Genomic DNA, 12,172 nt, shown 5'->3' with positions numbered 1-12,172 from the left:
CAGCCTCGTCATTCCTGGGCGGAGCAGCCGCGAAGCGGCGTCGCGGAGACCCTGGAATGACGATAGCGGGGAACTAATAAACCGTGAAAAGCGTCGGCAGATCACCGCTGAGGCGGAAATACTCGACCGTCTCTATAAGCGGAAACAGCGCCAGGAAATAGAGCCCGTCGCGGAACGTCCTCCGCAGCGCGCCCGTCGAAAACAGCCACTGGTCCTCGTCGCGGTAGAGCAGCGGGTTCGGCCAAAAGCGCGGCGTGCGTTCGGCATAGGCCGTGTGGACGGCGCCGAACTTGCCGGCGAGATACTCGGCCTCCTTGCGCGCCGTGAAGCGGAAGACCAGGAAGCTGCCCAGGCCGAGCATCGCGGCCGCCAGCAGCGAGCCGAACATCAGCCCGATACCGGCCGCGCCGACGGTCGAGAAGAAATAGAGCGGGTTCTGGGTCATCGAGAACGGGCCGGACACGACCAGCTCGTCATTCTTCCTGCCGCCGACGAAGAGGATGCTCCACAGCCGGCCCAAAAAGCAGGTCAGAACCATCACAAAGCCGATCGTCTCCAAGGCTTCGTGCCCGTTCGATCCTTCGGCCAGCACCGGCTTGCTGAACAGGAGCAGGATGACGGCAAGCACCGCGGTCGCCTGCACCACGATCAGGCGCTTATGCTGGTCGAACGCCTTCGGCGCCGATTTGAGGGACGTGTAGGCCATTCTTTCTCACCGCTCCGGCGCCAACGGGGGCGCCAAGGCTTCTCTAGCTGTTCCGCCGCGCGATGACGAGGCCCACCCGGTATTTTTGGCCGATCTTACGAATTTGTAAGCGGGCGGACAGGCTGCGGTGAGTTCGCCTGCCTAGGCTGACGATCGCCGCCAAACGCGATTTCGGGCGGCGAATGGATCATCAACCTCGGGATAATGTCATGAACAAATTTGCCGCTGCTTTCGCCTTTGCCGCTACCGCGATCATCGTTCCCTTGGCTTCCGCCGTTGCCGCTCCGACGCCTTGCGAGACCGCGTTGAAGGACTTGCGCGCCGCCGAGGCCAAGGCGACGCCCAACGATGCCGACAAGAACAAGGTTTCCGAACTGGAGACGAAGGGCATCGAGCGTTGCAACGCCGACGACGACAAGCGCGCCGACGACTTCTTCGCCAAGGCCATGAAGATTCTTGGAAAGTAATCGTCGGAGAGACCGGAAATGGACATCGCCATGACCGCAACGATCCTTGAACGAGACTCCGAATTGAACCGGGTCCCGGACGTCACCCTCGATTTCTGGCTGATCAAGATCATGGCGGTGACCATGGGCGAGACGGCGGCCGATTATCTGGCCGTCAATCTCGGCCTCGGCCTTACCGTCACATCCTTGATCATGAGCGGCATCCTGATCGTCGCGCTTGTCCTGCAATTCGCGCAGAAGCGCTACGTGCCCTGGGCCTACTGGCTGGCCGTCGTGCTGATCAGCGTCGTCGGCACCTTGGTCACCGACAACCTCGTCGACAATTTCGGCGTGCGGCTGGAGACGACGACGATCGTCTTCTCGGTCGCCCTCGCCCTGACTTTCGCGGCCTGGTACGCCAGCGAAAGGACGCTCTCGATCCACACCATCTTCACCACCAGGCGCGAGATCTTCTACTGGCTGGCGATCCTGTTCACCTTCTCGCTCGGCACGGCCGCCGGCGACCTGGTGGCCGAACGCTTCGACATGGGCTATCTCACCACCGGCGTCATCTTCGGCGGCGTCATCGCGGCGATCACGCTTGCCTGGTTCTTCCTCGGCCTGAACGGCATCCTCGCCTTCTGGCTCGCCTATATCCTGACCCGGCCGTTCGGCGCTTCCTTCGGCGACCTGCTCTCGCAGCCGGTCGAATATGGCGGCATGGGGTTCGGCACCACCTTCACCAGCCTGACCTTCCTCGGCGCCATCGTGGTCATCGTCCTCTATATGACACTGACGAGATTGATCGACGAAGACGAGCAGGCCCTGCTCGACTAAAGTGCTTCTCGCAAAAATGTGTTGCGGCCTTCGCCCCGGCAGCGCGTAAAAACAGATGGTTAGAGCAAGTGATGCCGCGATTTCCGTTTGAAGCCGCGTCAGACGAAGAGATAGTGACCGGCCAAGAAAAAGCCGCAGCCGGCACTACCATGCCGGTGAGGTTGAGGCGGCAAGGACAGCACGGGGCGATGCGACTTCTGCTTGTTGAAGACGATCCGAGAACCGCCGACTATGTCGTCAGGGGACTGACCGAGGCCGGCCATGTCTGCGATTTGCTGCGCGACGGCCATGACGGCCTCTTCGCCGCGACCCGCAACGCCTATGACGTGATCGTCGCCGACCGCATGGTTCCCGGCCTCGACGGCCTGTCGATGATCAAGGCGGTGCGCGCCGCCGGTATCCGCACGCCGGCCATTTTCCTGACCTCCATCGGCGGCGTCGACGACCGCGTCGAGGGCCTGGAAGCGGGCGGCGACGACTATCTGGTCAAGCCCTTCGCCTTTTCCGAGCTGCTCGCCCGCATCCATGCGCTCGGCCGCCGGCCGGCGGCGCAGGAGCAGAAGACGGCGCTGCGCGTCGCCGACCTCGAAATGGACCTGATCCTGCGCCGCGTGACCAGGCAGGGCCAGCCGATCGACCTGCAGCCGCGCGAATTCAGCCTGCTCGAGGTGCTGATGCGCGGCGAGGGCCGCGTCATCACCCGCACCATGCTTCTGGAGCGCGTCTGGGATTTTCATTTCGACCCCAAGACCAGCGTCGTCGAAACGCATATCAGCCGGCTAAGGGCCAAGGTCGACAGGCCGTTCGACGTGCCGCTGATCCACACCGTGCGCAACACCGGCTACAGCCTGCATGTTCCGGCCTGATCTCGTGGCCGCACGTGCGGGGCGACCCACCGCGGTCGCATGAGCGAGACACGCTCCAACCTGCTGCGCAGCACGCCGTTCAGGTTGGCGCTGACCTTTGCCTTCCTGTTCCTGCTGGCCTTCATCCTGTCCGGCGCGATCGTCTATCAGTTGATGAGCGCCTCGCTCGCCAGGCAGCTCGATCAATCGATCAAGGAGACCTATTCGCTCATCGCCGCGACCTATGCCGAGAGCGACGAGGAGGATCTCGTCTCGACGGTCAGGGACCATGCCCAGTTCAGCCAGGACAAGGACGAGATCTTTTCCCTCACCGACAAGGACGGCAACCGCCTCGCCGGGGATTTCACCGCCTCCAGCCTGCCGGACGGCTTTTCCATGTTCGCCGCCGACTTGCCGGGTGTGCCGCCCGACACCGAATACCGCGCCTATTCGGGCATGGTCGGCGACAACAATTTGACCGTCGCCTTCTCGCTTTCGGAAACCGAGGATCTCGAAAGGATCGTGCTGATGAGCTTCGGCTGGGGCACGCTGTTCATCACCGGCCTGGCGATCGGCGGCGGCGCGGTGCTCGCCTCGCGCGTCCAGCGGCGCCTCGACGGCATCGCCAGCACCATGGTCGACGTCTCGCATGGGCGGCTCGATGCGCGCATTCCGCTGATCGGCAATGGCGACGACATCGACGCCGTCTCCGCCCAGGTGAATGCGGCGCTGGAGCGCCTGTCGGCCCTGGTCGACGGCATGCGGGAAGTGAGCGCCAACATCGCGCATGATCTCAAGACGCCGCTCAACCGGCTGCAGATGATCCTGGAATCCGCCGCCGACAAGACGGTGTCGGGTGAGGATGTCTCGACCGAGCTGACCGATGCCCGCGCCGAGAGCCAGCAGATCAACAGCACCTTCGACGCCCTTCTGCGCATCGCCCAGATCGAAGCCGGCGCCCGCAAGGCGCGCTTCGTCGATCTCGATGTCGGCCCGGTCGTCGAGACCATCGGCGATGTCTATGCCGATGTCGCCGAGGACGATGGCAAGTCCCTGTCGACAACGATCATTCCGGATACGAAATGGTATATTCACGGCGACAGAGACCTGCTGATGCAAATGCTCGCCAATCTGGTCGAGAACGCGCTCAGGCATTGCCCGCCGGGCACCGCGATCGAGCTGTCGGTGACCAGGGGCGGCAGCCACGTCCTCGTCCATGTCCGCGACAATGGCCCGGGGATTCCGGCCGAGGAACGCGAAAAGGTGTTCCGCCGGCTCTACCGGCTGGATGCGAGCCGCACGACGCCAGGCAGCGGCCTGGGCCTGAGCCTCGTCAAGGCGGTTGCCGACCTGCATGGCGCGGCCATAACGCTCGAGGACCGCAATCCGGGTCTCGGCGTGACAATCAGCCTTCCGGCCGTGCGGACTACCGTGACCTGAGGCGGGCCGGAGCCCGCATCCCGGCCGCCTTACCCATTTGTATAGCCCCCGCCAGCCGCACGAAAACTGCGGTCTCTAGGCTTGCGCTGTTCCCGCCGGATCGGGAGCGCGACCCGACGAGGTTCGGGTCGGCAACCTCAAAGAAGAAAGGAAAGAAGATGAAAAAATCCGTCATCGCAGTCGCGGCGATCGTGGCTCTCGCCTCAGCGACCGGGGCTTATGCCAAGGCTGCCAGCGGCACCATCGCCAGCGTCGACAAGAAGGGCGATTCCTTCACCCTGAGCAACGGCAAGACTTTCGCGCTGCCCGAGAACATCGAGGTCGAGACGCTGAAGGTCGGCGAAAAGGTCACCGTCACCTATTCCGCCAAGGCCGGCAAGCTCATGGTGTCGGCCATCCAGCCGGCCAACTGAGCGGGCAATCAAGGCACGCCGGCAGGGGTCTCCTGCCGGCGGCGCGCGTTCGGCTACCGCGCGGCGCCCGCCCGGCGGAAATCGGAAGGCGACATGCCGGCGAGCTTGCGGAACGATTTGTTGAAGGCGCTGAGCGAGCCGAAGCCGGATTCCATGGCGACCCTCAACACATTGGCGTCCTCATGCATGAGCAGCGCCTGCGCATAGCTCAGGCGCAGCAGATTGACATATTCGTTGAGCGTCATGCCGGTCGATTTCTTGAACAGGCTCATCGCATATTTGGGATGGATGTCGGCGGCCGAAGCGATGGTGACGCAGTCGATGTCATAGAGGAAATTCTCGGCGATGAAATCGCACATGCGCCCGACATTGCGCGAGGACTGCTGGTCGAAGGCATTGCCGGCGCCTTGCCCGGCCAACCTTTCCGGCACCAGCCGGTAAGGCTCGAAGCGCACCCGCTCGAGCCGAAGCAGCAGCTCGTTGACGGCGTGCTCGGTTTTGGCCGGATCGCCCGAGCGCGCATACTCGTTCCAGCGCTTGAAATTGTCATTGTCCGACTGGTCCGTCGCGTCGGTCACCAGCGTCGCGCCGGTCATCAGCCGGTGGCGTATGTCGGCCGGCAGATGCAGGCGGAAGAAATGCACCAGCGGCAGATGCGCGCCGGCATAGACGGCGTCGTCGGAGAGGTCGTCCATCTGGTGCGGCAGGCCGCCCCAGAACAGGCACATCTCGCCGGCCGACAGCGAGATTTCGTGCTCGGCCATGCGGTAATGCACGCGGCCCTGCACGATGAAATTCACCTCCACCTGGGCATGCCAGTGCGGCTTCAGCATCACCAACGGGTGGTTGTGGAACATCTGCAGCATGAGCGGCAGTCCTTCGACGCTGCTCGCGCCAGGCTGGTAGAACGGACGCTCCGGCATCTTACTTTCCGCCAACTTCTTATTCCCTTCGACGGGGACAAGCCTTCCGCGCCGCATAGTCTAGCCACGCTCACAGTGAGAGAGCAAATGAAATGGGAGGATTTCAATGCGCACTACACTGACCTGCGCCGCGCTTATGCTTGCCCTGGGCTCCGGCCCGGCCCTGGCGCAGTCCGGCGAAATCACCATCTGGAGCTGGAACATCGCCGCCTCGTCGCTGAAGGCGACGGTCGAGGGCTTCAACAAGAAATACCCCGACATCAAGGTCACGGTCCAGGACCTCGGCAACCAGCCGACCTATGACAAATCGATCGCCGGCTGCGCCGCCGGCGGCGTCGGCCTGCCCGATATCGTCTCGATCGAGAATGGCGAGGCGGAGAACTACTGGAGCCAGTTCCCGGATTGCTTCGTCGACCTGCACACGCTGGGCTACAGCGCCGAGGACCAGAAGAAATTCCCCGATTTCAAGCGCACCGAACTCGAGGTCGGCGACAAGGCCTATGCCATGCCCTGGGATTCCGGCCCCGTGGCCGTCTTCTACCGCCGTGACTTCTATGAGAAGGGAGGCGTCGATCCGGCCTCGATCAAGACCTGGGACGATTTCATCGCCGCCGGCAAGAAGATCCAGGCCGCCAATCCCGGGGTGTCGATGACCAATGCCGATTTCAACGGCGACACCGAATTCTTCCGCATGATCTCCAACGAACAGGGCTGCGGCTACTTCGCCGAGGACGGCCAGTCGATCACCGTGGCCGAGCCGAAATGCGTCGACGCCCTGACCAAGGTCAAGGAGATGAAGGACGCCGGCATCGTGTCGTCGGCCGACTGGTCGACCAAGATCACCAACAACACCGCCGGCACCGTCGCCAGCCAGGTCTATGGCGGCTGGTATGAAGGCACGATCCGCACCGAATCGCCGAAGGAAAGCGGCAAGTGGGGCGTCTACCTGATGCCGAGCCTGACCGCCGACGGCCCGCGCGCCGCCAATCTCGGCGGCTCGTCTTTGGCCATCACCTCGGCCTCGAAGAACAAGGAAGCGGCTTACGCCTACCTGAAATACACGCTGGAGACCAATGACGGCCAGATCACCATGCTGAAGGATTTCGGCCTGGTGCCGTCGCTGATCTCGGCGCTCGACGACCCCTATGTCGCGCAGGGACAGCCCTATTGGGGCGACCAGGCGGTGTGGAAGGATATCCTGGCGACGCTGCCCAAGGTGGTGCCGAGCCGCGGCACGCAGTTCCAGAGCGACGCCGAGATCATCCTGCGCGCCGTGCAGACCAAATACCTGGCCAACGGCTATCCCGACGCCAAGGCCGCGCTCGACGACGCCGCCAAGCAGATCGCCGCCGCGACCGGTTTGCCGGTGAAGTAGCGCCTCTTCCTTCTCCCCTTGTGGGGTCCGAAGGACGGGGCGAGACCCGCGGCTCGCCCCCGGGTGGTGGATTGGCGCGCAGCGCCAAGACGGATGAGCGGGTGCACCAGCGGAGTGAGACGTCGGCTTTCCCTGGAACACCCCTCATCCGGCCGCTGCACGGCCACCTTCTCCCACAAGGGGAGAAGGGAAAGACAGAGAAAGGAGGAAGCCAATGCGCACGCAGAACGCCACCGCGTACCGCTTCCTCACGCCCTACCTTCTGGTCTTCGCCGTCTTCTGGATCTGGCCGATCGTCTCTTCGTTCCTGATCTCCTTCCAGGCGACGCGCACCGTGCCGTGGCGCTTCGCGCCGACCTTCAACTGGGGCCGCCTGATCGGCGACCCCGCCTTCTACAACGCGCTGAAGAACACGCTGCTGATCCTGGTCATCCAAGTGCCGGTGATGATCTCGCTGGCGATCGTCATGGCGGTGCTTCTGAACTCGCCGCTGTTGAAGGCGCGCGGCCTCTACCGCTTCGCCTTCTTCGCCCCGGTCGTGGTCGGCGAGGTCGCCTATTCGGCCGTCTTCCGGCTGATGTTCAGCCTCGATTTCGGCATCGTCAACAAGCTCCTGGAGAGCGTCCGCCTGGCCAAGATCGACTGGTTCTCCAACGTCACCCCGGCCATGGCGCTGATCATGATCGCCGTCACCTGGCGTTGGGCCGGCTACAACGCCATCATCATCCTGGCCGGCCTGCAGTCGATTCCCGAGGATGTCTACGAAGCGGCGACGCTGGACCGCGTCAGCAAGCTGAAGCAGTTCCTCTACATCACCTTGCCGCTGTTGAAGCCCGTCATCGTCTTTTGCGCCGTGCTGTCGATCATCGGCACCATGCAGCTCTTCACCGAGCCTTTCCTGATCACCGAGCGCGGCGGCCCGGGCGGCGGCACCGAGACGCTCGGCCTCCTGCTCTACCGCCAGGGTTTCCGCTCGCTCAATTTCGGTTACGCCTCGGCCGTCGCCTACACCATGGCGGGGCTGGCGATCGCCATCACCCTGGTGCAGCTCTGGCTGACGAGGGAACCAAAATGACCTCGCGTTCCCAGGCCAGGCTCGGCCGCAGCGTCCTGCTGCATCTTTTCCTGACGCCGCTGGCGCTGGTCTGGCTGTTCCCGCTGTGGATGATGGTGGTGTTCTCCACCATGCCCGACAACGGCATCTTCAGCCCGGGCATCGAGCTCCTGCCGCACGACAATTTCCTCGACAATGTCGCCAACCTGCAGCGCGACACCAATTTCATCGGCGCCATCGGCATCTCGGTCGCGGTCGCGGTGACCTACACGGTGCTTTCGGTGCTGCTGACCTCGATGGCCGGCTGGGCGCTGGCGCGCTACGAGTTCCACGGCAAGGGCGCGGTCGTCGCCATCATCTTCGGCACCATCACGCTTCCCTATGCGGTGGTCTTGATCCCGCAATTCATCATGGTGGCGCGCGACTTCGCCCTGGCCAACACCTGGATCGCGCTGATCGTGCCGCCGCTGTTCAATTCGCTGGGCGTGCTCTTCATGCGCCAGGCCTTCTCGATGATGCCGGCGGAACTGTTCGATGCGGCGCGCGTCGAAGGCGTCAAGGAATGGCGCATCTTCCTGTTCGTGGCGCTGCCGCTGGCCCGCCCAATGCTGGCGGCTTTAGCCATCATCCTCTTCCTCGCCTCGTGGAACAACTATCTCTGGCCGCTTTTGATCAACAGCCAGCCCGGCGCGATGACCGCGCCGGTGGCGCTCGGCACGCTGATCGGCCTGACCAAGGTTTCCTGGGGCGGCATCATGGCCGGCGCCGTCATGCTGACCGTGCCGATGCTCATCGTCTTCGTGCTGTTGCAGCGTCATTTCATCGCCGGCATCGCCGCCGGCGCGGTCAAATAGGTCAGGAGCGCAATGGCGGCCGTTACTCTCACCAATGTCGTCAAGCGCTTCGGCGTCTTCGAGGTCGTCCATGGCGCCAACATCGACATCGCCGACGGCGAGTTCGTCGTCTTCGTCGGCCCGTCCGGCTGCGGCAAGTCAACCCTGCTCAGGATGATCGCCGGGCTGGAGGACATCAGCGGCGGCGACATCGCCATCGGCGGCAAGGTGATGAACGACGTCGAGCCGGCCGACCGCGGCATCGCCATGGTGTTCCAGTCCTACGCGCTCTACCCGCATATGACCGTCGAGCAAAACCTCTCCTTCGGACTCAGGATGAACGGCAATCCGAAACCCGACACCGAGCGCCGGGTGAAACGCGCCGCCGAGATCCTGCGCATCGACGAATTGATGCAGCGGCGCCCGAAACAATTGTCGGGCGGCCAGCGCCAGCGCGTCGCCATCGGCCGCGCCATCGTGCGCGAGCCGCAGGTGTTCCTGTTCGACGAGCCGCTTTCGAACCTCGATGCCGAGTTGAGGGTCCAGATGCGGGTCGAGATCTCGCGCCTGCACAAGGAGCTCGGCGTCACCATGATCTATGTGACGCACGACCAGACCGAGGCGATGACGCTGGCCGATCGCATCGTGGTGCTGAAAGGTGGCAATGTCGAGCAGATCGGCCGGCCGCTCGACCTCTACAACGACCCGGCCAACCGTTTCGTAGCCGGCTTCATCGGCTCGCCGAAGATGAATTTCATCAAGGCGCGCATTGTCGGGCGCGATGCGCGCGGCGTCGTGGTCGAACTGGCCGGCGAGGAGAAGACCCGCATCGTGCAGCCTCTGGCGGGCGCCGCGCCCGAGCCGGGAAGCAAGGTTGTCGTCGGCGTGCGGCCCGAGCATTTCGGCAATGCCGGGGAAGGCGACGCCGACATCGCCGTTGCGATCGACGTCGTCGAGCATCTGGGCGGCACGAGTTTTCTCTACGCCAAGACGGCCAATGGCGAGGACGTGGTGATCCAGCGCGACGCGGCAAAGGTGCCCGACACGTCCGAAATCATCGTGTCCATCCGCAAATCCTACCTGTTCGACGAAAAAGGCCTGCGGCTGCGCTGAACGGCGGCCGCGCCCCAGCTCTCAAGGAGAATGACATGACCGCAACCACGCCCATCCGCTGGGGCATCCTCGGGCCAGGCAGCATCGCCAAATCCTTTGCCGGCGGCGTGGCCGGCTCGCGAAACGGAAAGCTGGTCGCGCTCGGCGCCCGCAATCCCGCCAAGCCTGGCCTCGCCGAGACCTTTCCGGGCGCGCGCATCCTCGACGGCTATGCCGCGCTGCTCGCCGACAAGCAAGTCGACGCCGTCTACATTTCGATCCCGCATCCCGGCCATGCCGAATGGGCGATCAAGGCGGCCGGGGCCGGCAAGCATGTGCTGTGCGAAAAGCCGCTGGCCCTGACCGCCTTCGAGGCCGACGCCATGATGCACGCCGCGCGCAAGGCAGGCACGTTTCTCGGCGAAGCCTTCATGTACCGGCTGCATCCGCAGACCCGGCAGCTGGTCGAGCTGATCAAGTCCGGCGCCATCGGCGAGGTGCGCATGATCAAGTCGAGCTTCGGCTTCGCCATGCCGGGCTTCTTGGCCGACCATCGGCTCTATGCCAACGACATGGCCGGCGGCGGCATCCTCGATGTCGGCGGCTATCCGGTGTCGATGGCGCGGCTGATCGCCGGCGCCGCCACGGGCCAGCCTTTCCTCGAGCCGGACAAGGTCGTGGGCGCCGCCCATCTCGGCCAGTCCGGCGTCGACGAATGGGCTTCCGCCTTGCTGCACTTCCCCGGCGGCATCGTCGCTGAGGTCTCCTGCAGCATCTCGCTCGACCAGGACAATGTGCTGCGCATCCTCGGCACCAAGGGCCGCATCGAGGTGCCCGATTTCTGGTTCGCCGGTGGCAACCGCGATGTCGGACCGGGCCGGATCGAGGTGATCCGGTCCGGGGCGGCTCGCGAGGTCATCAGCCTGAACGAGACCAGGCACGTCTATTCCTTCGAGGTCGATGCCGCCGGCGAGGCGATCCTCGCCGGCCGCCAGGAGTTCGCCTGGCCGGGCATGTCCTGGGCCGACAGCCTCGGCACGTTGCGCGTGCTCGACAAATGGCGCGCCGCCGTCGGCCTCGAATATGAGATCGAAAAGCCGGCTAAGCGCGTCAACACGCTCTCCGGCCGGCCGCTGCAAACCAACGGCACCGCCATTGGCAAGCGCGCCATTCCCGGCCTGCCGCGCCAGGCGTCCCGGCTGGCGCTCGGCTTCGAGGATTTCCGCAGCTTCTCCTCCGGCTCGATCCTGCTCGACGCCTATTTCGAGGCCGGCGGCAATCTGTTCGATACCGGCTTTGTCTATGGCGCTGGCTACACCGAGGCGCTGCTCGGCCAGTGGCTGAAGAATCGCGGCGTGCGCGAGCAGTCGGTCATCATCGCCAAGGGCGCGCATTCGCCGCTCTGCTATCCCGATGTCATCGGCAAGCAGCTGGCCCAGTCGCTCGACCGTCTGCAGACCGACCATGTCGACATCTATTTCATGCATCGCGACAATCCCGACGTGCCGGTCGGCGAGTTCGTCGACGCCATGGACGCGGAGGCCAAGGCTGGCCGCATCCGCGGCCTGTTCGGCGGCTCCAACTGGACGATGGAGCGCATGGATGAGGCCATTGCCTATGCCGAGAAGAACGGCAGGCAGAAGCCCGGCGCGCTCTCCAACAATTTCTCGCTGGCCGAGATGCTGGAGCCGATCTGGGCCGGCTGCGTCACCTCGTCCACCGATGCGTGGAAGGCCTGGCTGGCGGCAAGGCAGATGCCGAACTTCGCCTGGTCGAGCCAGGGCCGCGGCTTCTTCACCGATCGCGCTGGCCGCGACCGGACCGACAATGAGGAGCTGGTGCGCGTCTGGTATTCGGAAAAGAATTTCGGCCGCCGCGACCGCGCGATCGAGCTGGCGCGAAAGCTCGGCAAGAGCCCAATCCATGTCGCGCTGGCCTACGTGCTGGCGCAACCCTTCCCGTCGGTGCCGCTGATCGGCCCGCGCACGCTGGACGAGCTTGAGGACAGCCTGAAGGCGCTGGATATCAAGCTGACGCCGGAAGATGTGGCGTGGCTGGACGAGGGGCCGGAGAGGAGGAGGGCTTAGGGGCAGAAGTCAGAGGCGTCGCGTTCCTTCGCCCCCCTCTCTGCCCTGCCGGGCATCTCCCCCCTCAAGGGGGGAGATTGGCAGCTCCGATGCCGGCGCCCGTTCTGCAACATTGGTGATT

Annotated in this window: 12 protein-coding genes; 10 read left to right on the top strand and 2 right to left on the bottom strand. The window is 64.4% G+C overall.

What is annotated here, in order from left to right; translation table 11 throughout:
* Positions 1-73: 73 nt before the first annotated feature.
* On the bottom strand, positions 74-706 hold the full coding sequence (locus LB572_RS21660; RefSeq protein WP_224669145.1) for a methyltransferase family protein: 633 nt from the start codon (positions 704-706) through the stop codon (positions 74-76).
* A gap of 209 nt (positions 707-915) precedes the next feature.
* Here LB572_RS21660 and LB572_RS21655 point away from each other — a divergent pair, with 209 nt between their 5' ends.
* The 5 genes from LB572_RS21655 to LB572_RS21635 all read left to right on the top strand — a co-directional run bounded on the left by LB572_RS21655 (position 916) and on the right by LB572_RS21635 (position 4,687).
* Positions 916-1,173: a hypothetical protein gene (locus tag LB572_RS21655; RefSeq protein ID WP_224669144.1), complete on the top strand. Its 258-nt coding sequence runs from the start codon at positions 916-918 to the stop codon at positions 1,171-1,173.
* A 30-nt stretch (positions 1,174-1,203) separates the two neighbouring features.
* Positions 1,204-1,989 carry a hypothetical protein gene (locus LB572_RS21650; protein ID WP_140804763.1) on the top strand — a complete coding sequence of 262 codons (786 nt, stop codon included), beginning with the start codon at positions 1,204-1,206 and terminating at the stop codon, positions 1,987-1,989.
* 188 nt (positions 1,990-2,177) lie between these two features.
* Positions 2,178-2,855 carry a winged helix-turn-helix domain-containing protein gene (locus LB572_RS21645; RefSeq protein WP_140804765.1) on the top strand — a complete coding sequence of 226 codons (678 nt, stop codon included), beginning with the start codon at positions 2,178-2,180 and terminating at the stop codon, positions 2,853-2,855.
* A 39-nt stretch (positions 2,856-2,894) separates the two neighbouring features.
* Positions 2,895-4,274, top strand: coding sequence for a sensor histidine kinase (locus LB572_RS21640; protein WP_224669143.1), 1,380 nt, complete (start codon positions 2,895-2,897; stop codon positions 4,272-4,274).
* A gap of 158 nt (positions 4,275-4,432) precedes the next feature.
* Positions 4,433-4,687: a DUF1344 domain-containing protein gene (locus LB572_RS21635; RefSeq protein WP_224669142.1), complete on the top strand. Its 255-nt coding sequence runs from the start codon at positions 4,433-4,435 to the stop codon at positions 4,685-4,687.
* Positions 4,688-4,740: 53 nt separating this feature from the next.
* On the opposite strand, the gene LB572_RS21630 is transcribed toward LB572_RS21635, so the two are convergent.
* On the bottom strand, positions 4,741-5,610 hold the full coding sequence (locus tag LB572_RS21630; protein ID WP_140804771.1) for a helix-turn-helix domain-containing protein: 870 nt from the start codon (positions 5,608-5,610) through the stop codon (positions 4,741-4,743).
* Between the two features lie 106 nt (positions 5,611-5,716).
* On the opposite strand from LB572_RS21630, the gene LB572_RS21625 reads away from it, so the two are divergent.
* The 5 genes from LB572_RS21625 (at position 5,717) to LB572_RS21605 (ending at position 12,051) form a co-directional block, all read left to right on the top strand.
* Positions 5,717-6,985, top strand: coding sequence for an ABC transporter substrate-binding protein (locus LB572_RS21625; RefSeq protein ID WP_224669141.1), 1,269 nt, complete (start codon positions 5,717-5,719; stop codon positions 6,983-6,985).
* A 214-nt stretch (positions 6,986-7,199) separates the two neighbouring features.
* Positions 7,200-8,060: a carbohydrate ABC transporter permease gene (locus LB572_RS21620; protein ID WP_224669140.1), complete on the top strand. Its 861-nt coding sequence runs from the start codon at positions 7,200-7,202 to the stop codon at positions 8,058-8,060.
* Positions 8,057-8,893: a carbohydrate ABC transporter permease gene (locus LB572_RS21615; protein ID WP_140804777.1), complete on the top strand. Its 837-nt coding sequence runs from the start codon at positions 8,057-8,059 to the stop codon at positions 8,891-8,893. The genes LB572_RS21620 and LB572_RS21615 overlap by 4 nt, the downstream gene beginning before the upstream one ends.
* A 12-nt stretch (positions 8,894-8,905) precedes the next feature.
* Complete coding sequence (locus LB572_RS21610; protein WP_224669139.1) at positions 8,906-9,985, top strand: ABC transporter ATP-binding protein; 1,080 nt, start codon at positions 8,906-8,908, stop codon at positions 9,983-9,985.
* A 35-nt stretch (positions 9,986-10,020) separates the two neighbouring features.
* The gene (locus LB572_RS21605; protein ID WP_224669138.1) at positions 10,021-12,051 is read left to right on the top strand and encodes an aldo/keto reductase; all 2,031 of its coding nucleotides are present in this window, start codon (positions 10,021-10,023) and stop codon (positions 12,049-12,051) included.
* Positions 12,052-12,172 lie beyond the last annotated feature (121 nt).

This window comes from Mesorhizobium sp. BH1-1-5, assembly GCF_020165615.1.
In the GTDB taxonomy this organism is placed as follows: domain Bacteria; phylum Pseudomonadota; class Alphaproteobacteria; order Rhizobiales; family Rhizobiaceae; genus Mesorhizobium.
Note: the sequence above shows the minus strand (reverse complement) of the source record. Positions and strands in the feature narration are given on the sequence as shown.